The organism is Cellulomonas sp. P5_E12, from assembly GCF_054049315.1.
Genome location: NZ_JBFUMP010000023.1, coordinates 1 through 19,531, shown reverse-complemented (window position 1 = coordinate 19,531; position 19,531 = coordinate 1). Strand labels below are relative to the sequence as shown.

16 protein-coding genes and 1 pseudogene are annotated in these 19,531 nt (G+C 74.0%); 9 read left to right on the top strand and 8 right to left on the bottom strand.

Translation table 11 applies throughout. The annotated features are described in order from the left end of the window. The first annotated feature begins 99 nt into the window (after positions 1-99). Positions 100-1,593 (top strand): MFS transporter, encoded by a 1,494-nt coding sequence (locus ACXJKA_RS16720; protein ID WP_456826344.1) that lies wholly within the window; start codon positions 100-102, stop codon positions 1,591-1,593. A gap of 80 nt (positions 1,594-1,673) precedes the next feature. Continuing rightward, entirely contained in the window at positions 1,674-2,429 is a 756-nt protein-coding gene (locus ACXJKA_RS16715; RefSeq protein ID WP_456826343.1) for a hypothetical protein, read from the top strand. Here the strand turns inward: ACXJKA_RS16715 and ACXJKA_RS16710 are convergent. From ACXJKA_RS16710 to ACXJKA_RS16695, 4 genes are read right to left on the bottom strand one after another with little or no spacing between them, the layout of a single operon-like run. Next, positions 2,414-2,746: a hypothetical protein gene (locus tag ACXJKA_RS16710; protein WP_456826342.1), complete on the bottom strand. Its 333-nt coding sequence runs from the start codon at positions 2,744-2,746 to the stop codon at positions 2,414-2,416. The genes ACXJKA_RS16715 and ACXJKA_RS16710 overlap by 16 nt on opposite strands. A gap of 12 nt (positions 2,747-2,758) precedes the next feature. Beyond that, on the bottom strand, positions 2,759-3,493 hold the full coding sequence (locus tag ACXJKA_RS16705) for an SRPBCC family protein (RefSeq protein ID WP_456826341.1): 735 nt from the start codon (positions 3,491-3,493) through the stop codon (positions 2,759-2,761). Between the two features lie 2 nt (positions 3,494-3,495). Next, positions 3,496-4,098 (bottom strand): helix-turn-helix domain-containing protein, encoded by a 603-nt coding sequence (locus tag ACXJKA_RS16700; RefSeq protein WP_456826340.1) that lies wholly within the window; start codon positions 4,096-4,098, stop codon positions 3,496-3,498. Between the two features lies 1 nt (position 4,099). Then, complete coding sequence (locus ACXJKA_RS16695) at positions 4,100-4,639, bottom strand: dihydrofolate reductase family protein (protein ID WP_456826339.1); 540 nt, start codon at positions 4,637-4,639, stop codon at positions 4,100-4,102. Positions 4,640-4,795: 156 nt separating this feature from the next. Here ACXJKA_RS16695 and ACXJKA_RS16690 point away from each other — a divergent pair, with 156 nt between their 5' ends. The 4 genes from ACXJKA_RS16690 (at position 4,796) to ACXJKA_RS16675 (ending at position 12,645) form a co-directional block, all read left to right on the top strand. Next, the gene (locus ACXJKA_RS16690; protein ID WP_456826338.1) at positions 4,796-6,106 is read left to right on the top strand and encodes a helix-turn-helix domain-containing protein; all 1,311 of its coding nucleotides are present in this window, start codon (positions 4,796-4,798) and stop codon (positions 6,104-6,106) included. Positions 6,107-6,789: 683 nt separating this feature from the next. Next, positions 6,790-11,631 (top strand): hypothetical protein, encoded by a 4,842-nt coding sequence (locus ACXJKA_RS16685; protein WP_456826337.1) that lies wholly within the window; start codon positions 6,790-6,792, stop codon positions 11,629-11,631. A gap of 80 nt (positions 11,632-11,711) precedes the next feature. Further along, positions 11,712-11,984 carry a hypothetical protein gene (locus ACXJKA_RS16680; RefSeq protein ID WP_456826336.1) on the top strand — a complete coding sequence of 91 codons (273 nt, stop codon included), beginning with the start codon at positions 11,712-11,714 and terminating at the stop codon, positions 11,982-11,984. Between the two features lie 82 nt (positions 11,985-12,066). Then, complete coding sequence (locus tag ACXJKA_RS16675) at positions 12,067-12,645, top strand: dienelactone hydrolase family protein (protein ID WP_456826335.1); 579 nt, start codon at positions 12,067-12,069, stop codon at positions 12,643-12,645. A 248-nt stretch (positions 12,646-12,893) separates the two neighbouring features. On the opposite strand, the gene mscL is transcribed toward ACXJKA_RS16675, so the two are convergent. The 3 genes from mscL to ACXJKA_RS16660 all read right to left on the bottom strand — a co-directional run bounded on the left by mscL (position 12,894) and on the right by ACXJKA_RS16660 (position 14,687). Next, the gene (gene mscL, locus ACXJKA_RS16670; RefSeq protein WP_456826334.1) at positions 12,894-13,475 is read right to left on the bottom strand and encodes a large conductance mechanosensitive channel protein MscL; all 582 of its coding nucleotides are present in this window, start codon (positions 13,473-13,475) and stop codon (positions 12,894-12,896) included. A 48-nt stretch (positions 13,476-13,523) separates the two neighbouring features. Next, complete coding sequence (gene cpaB, locus ACXJKA_RS16665) at positions 13,524-14,204, bottom strand: Flp pilus assembly protein CpaB (protein ID WP_456826333.1); 681 nt, start codon at positions 14,202-14,204, stop codon at positions 13,524-13,526. A 168-nt stretch (positions 14,205-14,372) separates the two neighbouring features. Continuing rightward, positions 14,373-14,687 (bottom strand): FmdB family zinc ribbon protein, encoded by a 315-nt coding sequence (locus ACXJKA_RS16660; protein WP_456826332.1) that lies wholly within the window; start codon positions 14,685-14,687, stop codon positions 14,373-14,375. A gap of 157 nt (positions 14,688-14,844) precedes the next feature. Here ACXJKA_RS16660 and ACXJKA_RS16655 point away from each other — a divergent pair, with 157 nt between their 5' ends. Continuing rightward, positions 14,845-17,406, top strand: coding sequence for a penicillin acylase family protein (locus ACXJKA_RS16655; RefSeq protein ID WP_456826331.1), 2,562 nt, complete (start codon positions 14,845-14,847; stop codon positions 17,404-17,406). On the opposite strand, the gene ACXJKA_RS16650 is transcribed toward ACXJKA_RS16655, so the two are convergent. Beyond that, entirely contained in the window at positions 17,396-18,034 is a 639-nt protein-coding gene (locus tag ACXJKA_RS16650; protein WP_456826330.1) for a 5-formyltetrahydrofolate cyclo-ligase, read from the bottom strand. The two genes, ACXJKA_RS16655 and ACXJKA_RS16650, sit on opposite strands and share 11 nt — an antisense overlap. 120 nt (positions 18,035-18,154) lie before the next feature. Between ACXJKA_RS16650 and galU the strand changes: the two genes are divergently transcribed. Both galU and ACXJKA_RS16640 read left to right on the top strand, forming a co-directional pair. Beyond that, on the top strand, positions 18,155-19,057 hold the full coding sequence (gene galU / locus ACXJKA_RS16645) for a UTP--glucose-1-phosphate uridylyltransferase GalU (RefSeq protein ID WP_456826329.1): 903 nt from the start codon (positions 18,155-18,157) through the stop codon (positions 19,055-19,057). Between the two features lie 27 nt (positions 19,058-19,084). Next, positions 19,085-19,531, top strand: a pseudogene (locus ACXJKA_RS16640) (gephyrin-like molybdotransferase Glp); the annotation flags it as partial.

The window sequence follows — 19,531 nt, the reverse complement described above, 5'->3', positions numbered from 1 at the left end:
ACACACTCTAGCTGCACAAATCGATACTGGGGGGTTCCGGAACTGGCAAGTTCCGTATTACTGTCGTTCCACCGACCACGACGTCCCAGGAGCATCCCCATGTCGTCACCCCTCCAGACCGCAACGGACAGCCGGCACCGCTGGTTCGTCCTCGCGACGGTCGCCCTCGCCCAGCTGATGGTCGTGCTCGACGCGACCATCGTGAACATCGCGCTGCCCTCCGCCCAGGCGGACCTCGGGTTCAGCGACAACGACCGCCAGTGGGTGGTCACCGCCTACGCCCTCGCCTTCGGCAGCCTGCTGCTGCTCGGCGGCCGCCTCTCCGACATGTTCGGCCGCCGCCGCATGTTCCTCATCGGCCTCGTCGGCTTCGCCGTCGCTTCCGCCCTCGGCGGTGCGGCGCAGAGCTTCGAGCTCCTCGTCGGCGCTCGCGCCTTGCAGGGTGCCTTCGCCGCCGTCCTCGCACCGGCTGCCCTCTCGGTGCTGACCACGACGTTCACGATCGCCAAGGAGCGCGCCCGCGCGTTCGGCGTCTTCGGGGCCATCGCCGGCATGGGCGGGGCCATCGGCCTGCTGCTCGGCGGCTACCTCACCGAGAACTTCAACTGGCGCTGGAACCTCTACGTCAACGTGTTCATCGCCGCGATCGCGTTCGTCGCCGGCACCGTGCTGCTCTCGCGCACCGACACCAAGCACGACACCCGGATCGACGTGCCCGGCGTGATCCTCGCCTCGACCGGCCTGTTCGCGCTGGTGTTCGGCTTCTCGCAGGCACAGCCTCAGGGCTGGGACGCGCCGGCCGTGTGGGGGTCGCTGCTGGCCAGCCTCGTGCTGCTCGTCGGCTTCGTCCTGCGGCAGCGCACCGCGGAGCACCCGCTGCTGCCGCTGTCGATCGTCCAGGACCGCGACCGCGGCGCCGGCTTCTCCGCGATCCTCGTGGCCGGCACCGGGATGTTCGGGGTCTTCCTGTTCCTCACCTACTACCTGCAGCTCACGCTGGGGTATTCCCCGATGCAGACCGGCACCGCGTTCCTGCCGATGGTCGTCTTCATCGTCATCACCGCGCAGATCCAGTCGAACATCCTGGTCCCGCGGTTCGGCCCGAAGATCCTGGTCCCGATGGGCATGACGATCGGGGCGGGCGCGATGCTCTGGTTCACCACCCTCGGCCTCGACAGCGGGTACGGGCCGGTGCTCGTCGGCCTCATCGGGATGGGCATCGCGATGGGTTCGATCATGCCCGCGTCGTTCCAGATCGCCACCCTCGGCATCCCGCCGCGGCAGGCCGGCGCCGCCTCGGCGATGGTCTCCACCAGCCAGCAGGTCGGCGGGGCCATCGGAACCGCGGTGCTCAACACGCTCGCCGCGACGGCCGCCACGGCGTACGTCGCGGACCACGTCCCGGCCACGCCTCAGGTGCTCGCCGACGCGGCGCTGCACAGCTTCTCGGTCGCCTACACGTGGGCCGCCGGCATCTTCCTGCTCGGGGCGATCGTCACCGGGGCGCTGTTCCGCACCCGCGCGGACCGGGCGGCGCGTGCCGCCCTCGCCGCACCCGTGGCGCACGACGAGGCGCCGGTGCTCGCGCACTGACCTCGGGGCCGGCGGCGGCGTGACGTCGCCGCCGGCCCGCGGAGGTCAACCGGGTCGTCGAACGTGCCGATGGCCCCAGGGTGATCGCCGACCTGCTGCTGGACCTCCCGCCGGGCACGGTGCTCACCGACCCGGTGCGCCCGGTGCTCGACCTGCTGGTCACGCTCGGCATCTGGGCGGCGGTGATCCTGGCGCTCTGGTACCTCCGGTTCGTCTGGTGGCGGGAGCGGATGATCCGCAAGGTGGCCAAGGCCTACCCGGAGAGCGCCGACCAGCTGCGCAAGGGCGCCCGGTCGGTCTCGCTGTTCACCTCCGCGCCACCGCCGCCCGCTGATCCGTACGTCCGGACGCACCGCGTGGTCGTCGCACCGCTGGGCGACGGTCGGCCGGGGGAGTCCTTCCAGGGGCCCGGACCGAACGTCGCGTACTCCGAGCTCGGGCCCGACGGCTCGCGGCAGGACGTCCGCGTCGTGCTCGCCGAGCGGACCCATCTGCTCGTCGTCTGCCTGGGCCGGGTCGGGCAGCGCACCGGCGAGCACGAGCTGCGGCCCGCCGCCGAACGCGTCCACCTGGTCCGGGAGCACTACGTCGCGCCGCAGGCGCCCATCGGCCCCGTCGACCGGGTCGACTCCGCGCTCGGCGTGGGGTGGCGGACCACCTGCACGTTCGGCGGGGCGGCGACCCTGACCGACACCCACGTCGACCACGGCGGGTGGGCGTTCGTCGTCGGCGTCCTGTCGTACTCCTGGCACGCGCGCGCCGTCGAGGCGGCCGACGGGATCCTGGCCACCTGGCAGTGGCTCGACGACGACGCCGCCGATCAGCCCGCCAGCTGACCGATCCACCCGTCGACCGCGGCCTCGTCGAGGTCGGCCGGCGACGCGATCTTCAGGCTCCACCGCGACCCGTCGCCGGACGCGGTGAGCGCGTCCGTGGAAGCGGTCACCTCGGTGCCGTGCCACAAGAGCAGGGTGACCCAGCGCGGGAACGCCTTGAACCCCGCGACGGGGTCGTCGCCGCGCATCCAGACCGGGTGGCCGTGCCAGACGCGGCCCTCCGCGCCGGGCAGACCGGCGTCGAGACGTGCGCGCAGGGTGGTCGCGATCGCGACCTGGTCGGCGGGCAGCCCCGCGATGTAGTCGTCGATGGTCATGGTGCTGCCTCCCTATGCTGCGACCGCGTCGAGCCAGCCCTGCCAGGCAGCCGTCGCGCTCGTCTCGTCGGTGGTGCTGAACAGGTGGTGGCCCACGCCGGGGGCGTAGAAGCCGCGGAAGAACCGGTAGAGACCGTCGGTGCCGCGCACGCCGACGACGTCGGGTGCGGCCCAGTCGACGACGCCCTCGATCGGGTCGAGGCCGGTCGGGGTGAGCGTGACCGCGTCGCCGACCTTGATGTCGTCGCCGAGCCCGAGGTCGGCTGTCATCGCGGCCCAGCTCCGGTCCGCGTCGCCTGGGGCGGCCGACGGTGTCACCGCGATGCCGGGCCGGCCGGCGAAGTGGTGGAGGTACTCGGAGAGCGTGTGCAGGTACATCGCGCCGCCGCTGACCATGGCCTCGTACTCGTCCTCCCAGTCGTCGGCGGGCAGGAACCCGCTCGACACGACGCGCAGCACGGTCGAGCCGCCCGCGCGGGCCTCGAGAAGGAACTCCATCGCGAAGAACCGGCCGTCGGTGTCCTCGACGCCCTTGAAGGCGAAGTGCGTGCCGGGCTCGTAGGCGACGATCGCCGACTCCTGCGACCAGCCACCCATCCGGGTGGTGATGACGCCGTCCTGAGGGGACACCTCGGTGGCCCCCATGAACCAGGAGCTGATCCCGGGGCCGGTCGCGATGGCCTCCCAGACCGCCTCGGGGCTCAGCTGGAACTCGAGCTCCTCGGGGTTCTCGTATGCGTGCGGCATGGTCATTCCCTCTCTCTGTCGATGCGTGACGTGGTGCTGGGATGGACGGCGACCACCAGCCGGAAGGCCCGGCCGGCGGGGGCGTCCTCGTGGTGGTACTTGGAGATGAGGGCGAGCGCGGCGCTGCTCAGCTCCTCGGCGAACGCGGCCCGGTCGGCGGCCGAGGCGAACCGGACCTCGCCGTCCAGCGCGAACGTGGCCAGCGCGCGGTTCTCGCGCGCGGCACCCGTGATCAGCGCGCCGACGTCCTCCACCAGTCGCCCGGCCAGCGACAGCAGCCACGCGGCGGAGAGCCGGTCGGGGGACCGCCGCGGCTCGGGCCGCAGCGCGGCGAGGGCCGCGGGGGAGATCACGTAGGACAGGGCGGTCGCGCGCATCACGCGCTCGACGACGTTGCCCTTGCGCCGCTCCTCGGCCAGCTCGATGAGCCCGTGCTGCTCGAGGGTGCGCAGGTGGTAGTTGACCTTCTGGCGCGGCAGCCCGAGCCGGTGCCCGAGGGCCGTCGCGGAGCTGGGCTCGGCCAGCTCGGCGAGCAGGCGGGTGCGCATGGGGTCGAGGGACGCCTCCGCGGCGGCCGCGTCCTCGATGACGGCGACGTCGAGCATGTCAGCCCCGCCTCGGACGGAAGGTGCTCACGACGACGCCGTTCGGGTACTCCGTCGACGCGACCCGGTCCAGCGCCCGTCGGTCCGCGAAGATCGGCAGCCCGCTGCCCAGGACCACGGGGTGGATGGTCAGCCGGTACTCGTCGACGAGGTCGTGCGACGTCAGGTAGCGCGCGAACGTCGCGCCGCCGGAGGCGCCGACCGTGCGATCGCCGGCCGTGAGCCGGGCGATCTCGACCTCCGGGGGGTCGGTCGAGACGCGGGTGTTCTGCCAGTCGGCGGACTCCAGGGTGGTGGAGAACACCACCTTCTCGACCCCGTTCATGATGTCCGCGAGCGGCCCCTGCGCCGTCGGCCACGTCTGCGCCTGGCCCTCGTAGTTCACGCGACCCATGAGGATCGTGTCGAACGCGCCGAGCAGGACCTCGGTGTCCGCCATGAGCTCCGGGCTGAAGTTCGGGAACATCCAGTCGAGGCCGCCGTCCAGCGTGGCGACGAACCCGTCGAGGGAGACGTTCATGCCCAGCTTGAGGATGCCCATCGGTCACTCCTCTCCTCCTGGCCGTCCCGGGGCGGTGGTCGCGCCCCGCCGGCGGATCCAGTCTCCAACCGATTGATCCATTTGTCTAGACAAGAATATTGATCGGTTGTCGACCCTGTCCTTCCGGTGCGCGCCACGGGTACCTATCGTGAGACCGTGCAACCGCTGAGCCGCCGCGTCCGCGACGCACGGGAGAAGGCCGGGCTGAGCCAAGGCGAGCTCGCCAACCTCGCCGGCGTGCACCCCACGTACGTCTCCCACGTCGAGCGGGGGACGCGCTCGCTCGGCGCCGACGCCCTCGCCCGGGTCGCCGCCGCGCTCGACGTCCCGATCGTGTACCTGGTCGACGGTGAGGGTGCGCCGCAGTACCGCTCCGCGGAGTCGGCGATCGTCGAGGCCCGCCGGCTGTCCCGCATGGGGTCGCCGAAGGCCGCGGCCGAGGTGCTGGCCGCTGCGGACGTCTCGGGGCTCGACGTGGACGCCGCGACGCGCGTGGGCCTCGCGCTCGCGGAGGCGCTCGACCTGGCCGGCGACCTCGAGGGGTCGGTCGAGGTGCTCGAGGGAGTCTGCGTCCGGCTCGTCGACGGGCGCCGGTACCCGCAGGCGGCCTATGCGGCGATGCGGATCGTCATGGCCCTGACCGAGCTCGGAGACCTGCAGCGCGCCGTCGCCCGCGGGGAGGACCTGCGGGCGAAGCTGCCCGCCTCGGTCGCGGGGGCCGACGAGGTAGTCCGGCTCGAGTCGACGATCATCTGGGCGTACGTCGCGCGGGGCRACTCCACGTACGCGCGCTTCCGTGGCAAGCAGCTGCTCGAGCACACCCGGGAGCACGGCTCGGCACGCGCGCTCTCGTCGGTGCACTGGAACCTCGCGTTCGTCGACGACGCCCTCGCCGATCCCGACGCCGCGCTCGACCACCTCGAGGCGGCGATGGCGCTGGCGGGCGCGGACGAGACCGACCGAGACCTGCCGCGTCTCCGACTGGACCGGGCGCTCCTGCTCGTGTCCGTCGACCCGCCCCGGCCGCGGGAGGCGCTCGCCGAGCTGGACGCCGCGCAGACCGCGCTGGAGATCGGAGAGTCGCAGGTCGAGCTGGCCCGCGTGGAGTCCGTCCGGTCCCGGGCGTGGCTGCTGCTCGACGAGGCCGACCGGGCCCAGCGGCACGCCGTGCGGGCCGTCGAGCTGCTGCGCGACGGCGTGCGGCGCGACGCGGCGGCGGCGCACGAGGCGCTCGGCGACGCCCTCCTCGCCCAGAGTGCGCGCACAGAGGCGGTCAAGGAGTACCGGTCCGCGGCCGAGCTGCTGGACATGATCGCGTCCGGTCGGTCGGCGGCGACGTTGTGGCGGCGCATCGGCGACCGCCTGCGGGTGGCCGGCGACGCCGACGAGCGCGTCGTGGAGGCCTACGGCCGGGCGCTCGCGGCGGCGGGGATCCGGGGATCGGTGCCGCTGCCACCGCGACGGTGACCGCCGGGGGATGTCTACCCCCGTGTCGTGCGCGTCATTGCGCCCACGACATGGGCTAGGGACCATCGCAGATGTACCGGAAAGTCCGGTGCATCTGTGGGAGAGGTCCGCCTCATGAAGAAGCTCAGCATCGCCGTCGTCCTGGTTCTCGCCGCCCTCACCGGGTTCGCCGGAGCCACCGCGTCCTCCGCTGGTTCAGTGGTGCTCGCCGAGCCGTGCTGCAAGATCCACTGACTCGGGAGCACGCGTCGCCGCACCCGCCCCTCGCGGTGCGGCGGCGCTGGGCCGGATGGTCGGCGGTGAGCGGTCCGCCTATGCCCGGCGCGACACGCCCCGCTCGTCTGCTGGCCTGCAGCCGGCGCCGACCGTCGCACCCGTTCAGCACCCTCCCGGAGCCGCTGATCGGTCACGAGAACCACGATTTTTGTCACGCAGATATAGACGTTGACCAGGTGCGCAGGATTCACCCGGACGAGCGGCTTGGACGTTTGACCAGCACCACATTCGTGTCGCACACTCGTCCTGACGGTGCGTATCGCCTGCCCCCTGCGCGGTGCGCACCGTCTTCACGTCCGGAGAGCGGGACGGGTCCCCTGACCCGCCCCGCTCTCTGTGTCTTTCGACCTCGCGCTCACGGCGCGCCATGCCCAGGATCACGCGGCTGCGCGGTTAGCGTTCCCAGGGTGACCGTCCCCGTGCGCACCACCGGCCCGGGGCCCGACCAGGCTCCTGAGACCGGCGCAGACCCCTCCGACCGCCCGGTGCTCGTCGAGCCCCCGACCAGTGCCGAGGTGCTCGAGGGCGCCGTCGCCACCTGGCGTGCGGCCCTGGTCGAGGCCGCAGGTGGGTCCACGCTGGTCGACGTCGAGCTGCTCGGCGAGGCCGCGCTCGACCTGTCCGCCGCGCACCCGTCGGGGATCTCGCAGCTGTTCGCCGGCCGCGAGACCCGCCTGTCCAACCTGATCCGCGAGGGGTCGGCCCTGTCGAGCGCGCGCCGGCGAGCTCGGGCCGTCAGCGCCCGCGCAGCCGTCTACGCGCAGCGGTACGGCATCGCACCCACGTCGCTCGCCATCGGCGTCGCCACCTGGACCGAGCGCACCACGCCCGACGTCGCCAGCGACGACGTCGCCGCCCTCGCCTCCGTCACGCGCCAGCGCACGCCGGAGGGCGAGCAGCAGGCCGACGCGGCACCGCGGACAGTCCGGGCCCCCGTCCTGCTGCGGCCCGTGACGCTGCGCGCCCGCGGTTCGGGCGAGAGCGACTACGAGCTCGCTCTCGAGCCTTCGCTCGAGGTCAACCCCGTGCTCGCGCGGGCCCTGCGGTCGCGGGGCGCGCTCCTCGACCCCGGCGCCGTCGCCCGCGGCACGTTCACGTCCAACGGCTTCGACCCGCGCGGCGCGCTGCAACGACTGGCGTCGCTGGGAGAGGCCGTGCTCGACGACTTCTCGATGAGCGAGCGGGTCGTCGTCGGCACCTTCGTGCACCCCGGCCAGATCCTGGTGGACGACCTCGACAACCTCTCGGGCACGCTCGAGCGGCACGAGGTGGTCGCGGCGCTGGCGGGGGTCGACGAGTCCCGCGCGCGGCTGCGTCGCACGCTGCCCGCGCCGGTCCGTGGCGACCGCGACCCCGGGAACGAGCGTGGCGTCGGCGATCTCGACCCCACGCAGCAGCACGTCCTCGACATGGTGGCCTCCGGCACGCACCTGTTCGTCGACGCCCCGGCCGGAGCCGACGTGACCGGCACGCTCGCCGCCGTCGTCGCGGACGCCGCCGCGACCGGCCGCACGGTCCTCTACGTGCCCGGCCACCGCCGCGCGGCCACCGCGCTCGCGGACCGGCTCAGCGCGCTGGGTCTGGGTGACCTGCTGCTCGACGTCGCCCCCGACGCCGGCTGGCGGTCGGCGATCTCCCGGCGGCTGCTCGGCGGCATGACGCTCGAGGCGCCCGCGGTGGACGCGCACGGCGTCGTCGCCCTCCGCGGCGAGCTCGTCGCCACCCGGGAGCGCCTGCGGTCCTACGTCGACGCGCTGCACGCCGAGCGCGCGCCCTGGGGAGTCTCCGCGTACGACGCCCTGCAGCAGCTGGCGCGCCTGACCGCCGCACGGCCCGCCCCGAAGACGACCGTGCGGCTCACCCCGGACGTCGCGCGCGTGCTCGACGCGCCGCGGCGGGCCGACCTGACCGCCGACCTGTTCCGCGCCGGGGAGCTGGGTGCCTTCCGTATCCGGCCGGTCGACACGCCCTGGTACGGCGCGGACCTGCGCACGCGTGCCGACGCCGACAACGTGGTGCGCCGTCTCGCGCGCCTGCTCGACCAGACGCTGCCGGCGCTGGTCGAGCGCACCTCGCAGGTTGCCACCGAGACCGGGCTGACGCAGGCGACGAGCGTCGTCGCGTGGGCCGAGCAGCTGACCATGCTCGACGGCGTGCGGGCGGCGCTCGACGTGTTCTCGCCGATCGTCTTCGAGCGCACCGCCGCCGACCTCGTCGCCGCCACGGCGACCAAGGAGTGGCGCGCGGAGCGCGGGCTGGACATGGGCTACTGGCTGCGGCGCCGGCTGCGCAAGCAGTCGAAGGACATGGTGCGCCCCGGCCGCCCTGTGGCCGACCTGCACGCGGCGCTGCTCGAGGTCCAGGCGCAGCGGGAGACCTGGCAGGCGCACTGCCCGTCCGGCGGGTGGCCGCGGCTGCCCGACGGGCTCGAGCACATCGAGGACGAGTTCGCCGCCGTGCGCGCCGACCTCGACGCCCTCGACGAGGTGCTCGCCACGACCCCCGGCGGCGCCGGCCTGTCGAGCCTGCCGTTCGCCGCGCTGACCGAGCGCCTGGCCCGGCTGCGGTCGGACACCGACGCGCTGGTGGACCTGCCCGACCGCACGGGGATCGTGCACCGCCTGCGGTCCGCGGGTCTCGGCGCGCTCGTCGACGACCTGGCCATGCGCCGGGTCGAGCCGGCGCTCGCCCCGGCCGAGCTGGACCTGGCCTGGTGGAGCACCGTCATCGAGCAGATCCTCGGGGAGGACCCCGCCCTCGCCGGTTACGACGGCAGCGCGCTCGGTGCGCTCTCGGCGCAGTACGCGACGCTCGACCGCGCGCACGTGAAGAGCCTGTCCGGACCGGTGCTCGGCGCCGTCGTCGGCCACGTCTCGCACGCGCTGCGCCAGCACCGCGAGCAGGCAGAGGCGCTGTTCGCCGACCTCATCGAGGAGCGGCTGACCTCGCTGCGCGACACCGTTGTGCGGCACCCGGACGTCGCGCGCCGCCTGCGGCCCGTCATCGCCGCCAGCCCGATGCTCGTGCCGCAGGTGCTGCCGCCCACGCGCACGGTCGACCTGGTGGTGATCGACTCCGCCGCCCACCTGCCCATCGAGGTCGCGCTCGCCGCGGTCGCCCGCGGGCGCCAGGTGGTCGTCGTCGGCGATGCGCGCTGCGCATCCGGCACCGCGGTCCGCGAGCTCGCCGACGTCCTGCCCTCGGTCGCCCTGCGCGCCGACTCCTCGCGGCGTGACCCGTACCTGACCGCTTTCCTCGCCGCTCACGGCTACGCCGGCGTGCTGCGCCCGACGCCCCTGCCGCAGCACCTCCCGCTCGTTGCGCTGGACCTCGTCGACGGCACCGGCATGCCCCACCCCGAGTCCGGGTCCGTCGACTCGACGCGCGAGGAGGTCGAGCACGTCGTCGAGCTGGTGGTCACCCACGCGCTCCTGCGTCCCGACGAGTCGCTCGCCGTGATCACCGCGACCGCGACCCACGCCGAGGCGGTCCGCGAGTCCGTGCTGACCGAGGTGCGCGGCAACCCTGCGCTCGCCGCGTTCTTCGACTCCGGCCGCGTCGACCCGTTCGTCGTCACCGACCTGCCGAACGTCGCCGGGCTGCGCCGCGAGGCCATCATCCTGTCGCTCGGCCTCKGCYGGACCCCGCACCGCCGGGTGCTGCACACCTTCGGACCGGTCTCTGCGCCGGGCGGCGACGCGCTGCTGCTCGACGCCCTCGGCTCGACCCGGCACCGCCTCACGGTCGTGGCCTGCTTCGGGGCCGACGACCTCGACGCCGAGCGGCTGCGCGGCCCCGGCCCCCGGCTGCTGGCCGACCTGCTCGCGTTCGCCGCCCGCCGCGGCGCCGGGCAGGACGTCACCGACCTGGTCCGGCCCGAGCCCGCCGACCCGCTCCTGCGGTCGCTCTCCGCCGCCACCGCCGCCGCCGACGAGGCGCTCGCCGCCGCCACCGAGCCCGACCGCCTCCTGCTCGACCTCGCCGAGCGGCTCTGGAAGCACGGGCTGCTGGTCGAGGCCGACCACGGCATCCCCGGCGGCGACCGCATCCCGCTGGTCGTCGGCCACCCGGACCTGCCCGGCGAGATGCTGGTCGCCGTCCTCACCGACGACGAGTCGTATACCGCCGAGCCGAGCGTGCGCGTGCGCGACCGCCTCACCGCCGACCGCCTCGAGCGCGTCGGGTGGAGCGTCGTGCGAGTCTGGTCCGCCGCCGCGTTCATCGACCCGCAGGCCGAGGTCGACCGCATCCGCCGCGCGGTGCACGCCCGCGTGCCTGCGCCCGCCGCCCCGCGAAGCGCGCCGCTGCACCTCGGGCTCATCGAGGAGGTCGACGAGGCGGAGGAGCTGCCGACAGCGGCCGCCCCCTCGTCCGCGACGGGCGCGTGGTCGGCGGTCGCGGTGGTGGAGTCCGACGACGAGGCGCCTGCCGCGTCCTCGTCCGCCACTGCACCGACKACCGCTCCGGCGGCATCGCCTGCATCCGCGTCGCCGCCCGCCTCGGCGGCGTCCGGGCCCGCTACTGGGCMCACGCCCGCCTCGACGCCCGCACGGGCCTCCGCGTCCGGCGCCTCGTCCGCCACCGTCTCCGAGCCTGGCTCCGCCGCGGCGTCCACCGCTGCCTCGTCCGCGCCCGCCTCCGCGTCTGGCCCCACGCCCGCCACCGCCACCGCGCAGGCGACCGCCCCCGCCGAGGCGTCCGCGCCGAGCGGCGTGCGACCGTCGGGGCGCGACGCTCCTGCCGTCACGGCTCCCGTCCGGATCTCGACCCGCCGGGTGGCGGTTCCGCCGATCGTCACCTCAGCCACGTCGGCTGTTGCGCCGGCCGTTCCGGCAGAGTCTGTTGCTCCCGCTACCTCGTCCGACGCGCCCCGAGCGTCCGAGCCGACCGCGACACCCGCGACCCCCGCGGAGCCCGCCGCGCGCGAGGAGGCACCCGCCTCGGGGTCCGTTCGAGGGGCTAGCGGACCGTCGCCCGCCCCCGGGGACGACCCGCGGCCACCAAGCCGCCCGCTCCAGCTCGCGCTGGCGGTACCGACGCGGCAGCGCCCCGACATCCGCAAGGGTCTGCCGATCGGCGCCTACAGCGACGACCAGCTGGACGAGCTGGTGGCGTGGCTGCAGTCGGACGAGCAGGAGCGCACGCGCGAGCAGCTGGCTGCGGCGCTCCGGGACGAGCTCGGCGTCACGCGCCGCTCGTACCGCATCGACACGGCCGTCCGCAGCGCGATCGCTCGCGGCCTGCGCTGACCCGCCGGTCGCCCGACGCGACCGGCGACGGCGTACCGACCCGGCTCGTTCCCCATGGTGAGGGGATGGGATCATCGAGTGTGACCTCGACCGACAGCCCCGACGGCGCGCGCCGCTCGCGCCGCGTCGTGCGGCCGGCCGGAACCGTCGGCGGTGACGACGCCAACCTGCTCTCGACGCACCCTGCGGTCGCCGGAACCCCCACACAGCCGGAAGCCCCCGCGCCGGCGGCGCCTGGCCCGGACCCCGTCGTGGCCACGCGGAGCCTCGACGACACGGACGTCGGGTGGGGCGACCGCGACGGCGGCTCCAACGACGACAGACTGAGCCAGGACAAGCCGCCCCACTGGTAGCTGCGGCGTCGGGCCGCGGGTGTCGGTGCCGTGCGGGATGATCGCTGAGCCGCTCAGCCGCTCGATCGAAGGAGTTCCACCCATGGCCGAGGTACTGCTCTTCCACCACGCGCAGGGGCTCACGTCCGGCGTCCAGGAGTTCGCCGACCGGCTCCGGGCGGCCGGCCACACGGTCCACGTGCCCGACCTCTACGACGGGCACGTCTTCGACGACCTGGAGTCGGGCATCGGCTACGCCGACGAGGTCGGGTTCGGCACCGTGATGGAGCGCGGCCGGCACACGGTCGACTCCCTGCCGGATGGGGTCGTCTACGCCGGGTTCTCGCTCGGCGTGCTGCCCGCCCAGATGCTGGCGCAGACGCGTCCGGGTGCCAAGGGCGCACTGTTCTTCCACTCGTGCGTGCCCACCTCCGAGTTCGACACCCCCTGGCCGGCGGGCGTCCCGGTGCAGATCCACGGCATGGACAACGACCCGTTCTTCGTTGGCGAGGGCGACATCGACGCGGCGCGCGCGCTGGTCAAGGAGGCCACGGACGCGGAGCTGTTTCTCTACCCGGGCGACGAGCACCTCTTCGCGGATAGCAGCCTGCCGTCGTACGACGCCGAGGCCACCGACCTCCTGACGGAGCGCACCCTCGCCTTCCTGGCAGCGATCAAGTAGCGAACCGGCGCGGCTGCGTGCACGACAAGCCGCGAGAACAACATCAGGCCCGCTCTGGATGCCCAGAACGGGTCTGATGTTGTGCTCACAGGATTGCGGCCGGCAAGACCGACGACGAAGGTGCTCGCCGCGCGCGTCTGGTCGAGCGCCAGCACGGTCTGGGCCAGGATGAGCGAGCTCTCTTGCACCGCGTCGCCGAACAGCACGGGCTGCCGCGCGTCGCCGCGGCGGCCGTCGTGCGGCCCTGCTCAGGCGGGTGGTCGTGGCGCGCCGGGCCCCGGCGGGATCGAGGGGGGCGGGTCCGTACGCGGGTTCGGGACGTCCGGTGCGCCTGTGCCGGCGTCGTTGACGACTGCCGGCGTGAGGCGGGCGGCGAGCAGGTCGCGGATCTCCTGCAGCAGCAGGACGTCCTCGGCCGGGGCTGCCGGTTCCGCCTCCTCGCCGCGCTTGCGCCGCGACGCGAGGGCGTTCAGCGGCACCACGATAAGGAAGTAGACCGCGGCGGCAGTCAGGACGAACGCGAGCACCGCGTTCAGGATGGTGCCGACGCTGATCGGCGTCGCGTCCGGGTTGTCTCCCCACGTGTACGGGCCGATGTCCCACAGCTGGGTCAGGTCGGGTGCGCCGAAGATCCAGCCGATGAGCGGGTTGATGAAGGCGTCCTGGATCGACTTGATGACGGCGCCGAACGCGGCGCCGATGACCACGCCGACGGCCAGCTCGATCGCGTTCCCGCGCGAGATGAAGTCCTTGAACCCTTGGAAGACCTTGGCGGTTCCGTGCAGACCACGGCTTGCCCCGCGTACTCCGGCGTTGAGCTTGTCGGTCACGTCGCCCCTCGAGGTGGGTGGTCGGGCGGAGCCCTGGAGGTCGGTCGATCATGGCACGACCACCGCGGACAACAAGGCGGACGCCGCGGCGCCGGCGAGAGCGGGCGCCTCGGCGGGCGCGACGGCGAGGAGCACCGGAACCGAGGTGTCGCCCGACGTGCCCAGCCCGAGGGCGCCCTCGGACGAGGGCTGTCGGGCGACGGGCAGGACGAGCGCCCGGGTCGCCACGACGGCGCCCGGACCACCCTCGGCGGTCGCCGCGAGCACGTCGACGCGCACGCCCGGGGAGAGCAGCCCCGCGACCGCCGGGTCGGCGAACCGCACCGTCGCGACGACCGTGCCGGGCGGGCCGCGGACCTCGTCGTCGGCGAGGAAGCCGGGCAGCACGGGCGCTCCGGCGGCGATCAGGACGGCGGCCGACGCGCCGAGCACGGCGTCCGGGTTGGTGAGCGCACCGTCGGGTGCCAGGGCCTCCGGCATCCGCGCGATCCGGACGTCCGCGCTGGTCAGCGCGGTTCCGGCGTCGATCGGGCGCGCGGCGACGACGACCGCGGACGTCGGCGGGTCAGCGGGTCGGACTGCCTCGACGACGCAGGCCGCGGCTATGCCGAGGAAGACAGCGGCAACGAGGAACCGCGTGCGCCACAGGACGATGCGCATGGTGAGGGCGAGCGGGCGCCGGCGGTGCGGGAGGGGCGGGGGCCGACCGGCCGGCGAACGAGGGTGCATGGCCGCCGACGCTAGGTCGCATCGCGGACCGCGGACCCGCGTCCACGGCAGCCTGTGGACGGGCGTGCGGCGGGGCGTGCTGGGGGCGGCTCGCCGCGGGCGTCATGCCCCCGAACGAGAGCGGCGCCCCTCACCGCGGGGTGAGGGGCGCCGAGGGCTCAGTGCGTGTCAGGCGGACGCGGCCGGCTTGGCGGCGGTGCCGCCGCCGGTGGACGACGACGCGGCCGGCGCGGCCGCGGGCGCCGACGGAGCCGGGGTCGCGGCGGGGGTGGTGGCCGCGGGCAGCGACGACGACGACTTCGCACCGGCGCGGGCGTCGTTGCGGTAGAAGCCAGAGCCCTTGAAGACGACCCCGACGGAGGAGAAGACCTTGCGCAGCCGTCCTTCGCACTCGGGGCAGACGCTCAGCGAGTCGTCGCTGAACGACTGCACGATCTCGAAGGCGTGACCGCACGCCGTGCAGGCGTAGGCGTAGGTGGGCACTGATGATCTCCTGGCAGCTGATCGAGCAGAGGTACGGGGTCTAGCACTCGCATCGTCCGAGTGCCAATCTTAACCGCTCCTGCGCGCGGGACATTCCGCCCGCAGGTGCGGGACGCCGCGAGGGCCGCAGTCCGGAGGGCGAAGTACCCTCCGAAGCGTGTCTCGCGCTCACCTCGTCCGTATCAGCCTGCTCATCGTCGCCGCGGTGGTCGTCGTCGCGCTCGTGGCGACGGTGGTCATCGCGTTCGTCGTCGTGCGCCGCCCGCTCCCGGAGGTCTCGGGCGAGCAGCAGCTGCCCGGGCTGGACGCCGAGGTGACGGTGACGCGGGACGCGCGGGGTGTCCCGACGATCACGGCGACCACCAGCGACGACCTGTTCCGCGCCCAGGGCTACGTCGCCGCGCAGGACCGCTTCTTCGAGATGGACTACCGCCGGCACGTGACGGCCGGCAGGCTCTCGGAGCTGGTGGGCGAGAACGCCGACGCGCTCGAGGCGGACAAGGTGATCCGGACGTTCGGGTGGCGCCGCGTGGCCGAGCAGGAGTGGGACCTGCTGCAGCCCTCCACGCAGGCCGCCCTGCAGGCCTACGCGGACGGGGTGAACGCCTACCTCGCCGGCAAGGACCCGGGCGCGATCGCGGTGGAGTACAGCGTGCTCGGGCGGCAGGTGACCGTCGGGCAGCCGGACCCGTGGGACCCGGTCGACTCGCTGGCGTGGCTCAAGGCGATGGCGTGGGACTTGCGCGGCAACTACGACGACGAGCTCGCGCGCGCGGCGTCCTTCTCGTCCGTGGGCGACGTCGCCCGCGTCGACCAGCTGTTCCCGGCCTACCCGCAGGACGTCAACCAGCCCATCCTCACGGCCGGCGACCTGGCGACGACCGCGATCACGCAGACGTCCGCGGCCGTGCCGCTGGACCTGCACGACGGGGACCTCCAGGCCGCGCTGGCGTCGGCGAACGCGGCCCTCGCGGCCGTGCCGCACCTGCTGGGCGACGGCCACGGCGTGGGCTCCAACTCGTGGGCGGTCTCGGGCGACCTGACCCAGTCGGGCGAGCCGCTGCTGGCCAACGACCCGCACCTGGGGATCTCGGCGCCGGGCATCTGGGAGCAGGTCGGCCTGCGCTGCGCCGACGTCACCGCCGCGTGCCCGTTCGACGTCTCGGGCTTCGCGTTCGCGGGCATGCCGGGCGTCGTCATCGGGCACAACGCGAAGCTGGCCTGGGGCCTGACCAACCTGGGCGCCGACGTGACGGACTTCTTCCTCGAGCGCGTCGACGAGAGCACGACGCGGCTCGACGGCGCGAACGTGCCGATCACCGAGCGCACCGAGACGATCCGGGTCAACGGTGGGCCGGACGTGCGGCTGAAGGTCCGCGAGTCCGTGCACGGGCCGATCGTGTCCGACGTGCTGGACCTGGTGGGGGTCGCCGGCGGGCCGGTCCCCGACGACGCCCCCGGGCGCCGGTTCGAGGTCGCGCTGGCCTGGACCGCTCTCCAGCCGGGCCGGACCATGGACGCCGTGCTCGCGATGAACGTCGCGTCGGACGCCGACGACGTCCGGGACGCGGCGGCGTCGTTCGACGTGCCGTCGCAGAACATCGTCTTCGCGACGACGGACGGCCACATCGGCTACCAGGCGCCGGGCCGCATCCCCGTCCGCGCGGACGTCTCCGGCCCGGTCCCGTCGAACGGCACCTGGCCGCGGCCCGGCTGGGACAGCCGCTACGAGTGGAAGGGGTTCGTCGACCCCGCCGACATGCCGCGCGCGCTCGACCCGGCCGGCGGGATGATCGTGGCGGCGAACCAGGCCGTGACCCCGGCCGGGACGGGGCCGTTCCTCACGAACGACTGGGACTACGGCTACCGGGCGCAGCGCATCCGCGACCTGCTGACCACCGCCACGGCGGACGGCAAGGTCGACGCCGCGGACATGAGCCGGATCCAGTTCGACCAGCACAGCGCGTACGCCGACGTCCTCGTGCCCGTGCTGCTGACGCTGCACATCGGCGACTCGTTCTATGACGACGGCCAGGAGCTGCTGCGCACGTGGGACCGGGTTCAGTCCTCCGACTCCGCCGCGGCGGCCTACTTCGCGGCGGTCTGGGTCGACGTGCTCCGGTCCGCGTTCGCCGACGACCTGCCGGACGGGTTCGGGCCGGACGGCGACTCGCGCTGGCTCGAGGTGGTCCGCACGCTCATCGACGAGCCCGCGTCGCCGTGGTGGGACGACAAGTCGACCCCGGGCGTCGTCGAAGGTCGCGACGAGGTGCTCACCCGCGCGATGGTCGCGGCGCGCCGGCAGCTCACCGCGCAGCAGGGCCGCGAGCCGACGGACTGGCGATGGGGACAGGTGCACACGGCCGCGCCGGAGCACCCCGTGCTGGGTGGCTCGTCGATCCCGGCCGTCGTGCGCAACCTGGTCAACCCCGACCCGATCGGTGTCGGCGGGGGGTCTTCGATCGTGGACGCGACCGCCTGGGACGCCAGCTCGGGCTCGTTCACGGTCACCGCCGCGCCGTCCATGCGCATGGTCGTGGATCTCGGCGACCTCGACGCGTCGACGTGGGTGACCCTGACGGGCACCTCCGGGCACCCGGCGAGCGTCCACTACGCGGACCAGTTCGGTCCGTGGTCGCGTGGTGAGACGTTCCCGTGGCCGTTCACGCAGGCCGCGACCGAGGCGGACGTGCGGGACCGGCTGACGCTCACGCCGTGATGCGGTGCCACTCCAGCGGMGTCGCGACCGCGTCGACCAGCCGGTCGTGGCGCTCCCGGGGCAGCGGCCGGCTGCCGGCGTCGTAGAGCTCCTCGGGGAAGACCAGCGCGACCACGGGGACGCCGGGGCGGAGATGCTCGAGCGCGCGGTCGTACCACCCGCCGCCCTGACCCAGCCGTGCGCCCGTGGTGTCGATCGCCAGGGCGGGGGCGATGACGACGTCCGCGTCGGCGAGCGCCGCGGCGCCCAGGGTCGGGCCGCCCGGCTCGGGCGGGCGGCCGGGTGCCCGTTCGCGCAGGTCGTCGGGACCCGCGTACTCCGCCCAGTCCCGCTGGAGTCCGCTGCCCAGCACGGGCATGAGCACCCGGACGCCGCGCGCGGCGAGGGCCTCGAGCAGGGGGCCGGTGCCGGGCTCGGTGACGCGCGAGGCGTACACGGACACGCAGCTGGCGTCGACGACGGCCGGGATCGTCAGGACGACGTCGGCCAGCGCGTGCGCGGCGGCCTCCCGGAGCCGGACGGAACGGGCCTTGCGGGCCTCGCGGATGGCCATCCGCAGCCGTTCCTTGACGTCCTCGACCTCGTCCCCCTCGGACACGCGCGGGTACGGCTGGGCGACGCTGCTCATGGGTCCAGTGTCGCCCACCGGGCGACTCTCCGACGACGCCCTGGCGGAGCGAGTGTGAACATCTCCCTGTGGTGACGCACGCCACTGCGCACGCCGGGCGTGCGCGGCTAATGTCCGGTCATGACGATCCACAAGGCAGTCATTCCCGCCGCGGGCCTGGGGACCAGGTTCCTGCCCGCCACGAAGTCGACGCCGAAGGAGATGCTCCCGGTCGTCGACAAGCCGGCCATCCAGTACGTGGTCGAGGAGGCCGTCAAGGCCGGTCTCGACGACGTCCTGCTCATCACGGGTCGATCCAAGCGGACGCTCGCCGACCACTTCGACGCCGTCCCGGAGCTCGAGGCGGCCCTCGAGGCGAAGGGCGACCTCGAGCGGCTGGCCAAGGTGCGTGAGTCCACCGAGCTCGGGCACGTGCACTTCGTCCGGCAGGGCCAGCCCAAGGGGCTCGGGCACGCGGTCCTGCAGGCCAAGCACCACGTCGGGCACGAGCCGTTCGCGGTCCTGCTCGGTGACGACCTGATCGACGAGCGCGACGAGCTGCTGAGCACCATGCTCGCGCTGCAGGAACGGACCGGCGGTTCGGTCATCGCGCTGCTCGAGGTGCCGCCGGCCCAGATCTCGATGTACGGGTGCGCGGCGGTGGAGCCGTTCGAGGGTGCGGACGACGCCGATCAGGTGAAGATCACCGGTCTTGTCGAGAAGCCCCCGGCCGACGAGGCCCCGAGCAACCTGGCGATCATCGGCCGGTACGTGCTGCACCCCTCGGTGTTCGAGGTGCTCGAGCGCACGGAGCCGGGCCGCGGCGGCGAGATCCAGCTGACCGACGCGCTCGCGACGCTCGCCGACCTGCCGGCGTCCGAGGGCGGCGGCGTGTACGGCGTGGTGTTCCGGGGGCGGCGCTACGACACCGGCGACCGGCTCGACTACCTCAAGGCCGTTGTCCAGATCGCGGTCGACCGTCCGGATCTCGGACCCGACTTCCGGGCCTGGTTGTCGGACTTCACGGGGTCGCTGGCCGACTGACCGGCCCGGGCGGGGCAGAATGCCCGCATGAGATCGGTCCAGGACCACCTAGCGGCCGTGCTCGCCGCAGTCGGACCGGTCGCACCCCTCGACGTCGTGCTGCGCGACGCCGTGGGCTGCATCCTCGCCGCCGACGTCACGGCGACGCACGACCTGCCGTCGCTGGCGGTCGCGGCGCGGGACGGCTACGCCGTGGCCGCGCACGAGACCGCCGGCGCCGGGTACGCGAGCGCGCAGTCGCTGCCGGTCGCGCACGACGTCCGACCGGGGCAGCCCGGGCCGTTGCGCCTCGTGCCCGGGACGGCGGTGCGGATCGCGTCGGGCGCCCCCCTGCCGCTGGGGGCCGACGCCGTCGTGCCGCTCGAGGAGACCGACCGCGGGACGGCCCGCGTCGCCATGCAGCGGCCCGCGGTGGCCGGGCAGCACGTGCGCGCCGCCGCGTCGGACGTCCGCGCGGGGGACGTCGTGCTGGCC

Coding starts and splice junctions, on each gene's coding strand:
- ACXJKA_RS16720 (WP_456826344.1), top strand. CDS start 100: ATGTCGTCACCCCTCCAGACCGCAACGGACAGCCGGCACCGCTGGTTC.
- ACXJKA_RS16710 (WP_456826342.1), bottom strand. CDS start 2,746: ATGACCATCGACGACTACATCGCGGGGCTGCCCGCCGACCAGGTCGCG.
- ACXJKA_RS16705 (WP_456826341.1), bottom strand. CDS start 3,493: ATGCCGCACGCATACGAGAACCCCGAGGAGCTCGAGTTCCAGCTGAGC.
- ACXJKA_RS16700 (WP_456826340.1), bottom strand. CDS start 4,098: ATGCTCGACGTCGCCGTCATCGAGGACGCGGCCGCCGCGGAGGCGTCC.
- ACXJKA_RS16695 (WP_456826339.1), bottom strand. CDS start 4,639: ATGGGCATCCTCAAGCTGGGCATGAACGTCTCCCTCGACGGGTTCGTC.
- ACXJKA_RS16675 (WP_456826335.1), top strand. CDS start 12,067: ATGGCCGAGGTACTGCTCTTCCACCACGCGCAGGGGCTCACGTCCGGC.
- cpaB (WP_456826333.1), bottom strand. CDS start 14,204: ATGCACCCTCGTTCGCCGGCCGGTCGGCCCCCGCCCCTCCCGCACCGC.
- galU (WP_456826329.1), top strand. CDS start 18,155: ATGACGATCCACAAGGCAGTCATTCCCGCCGCGGGCCTGGGGACCAGG.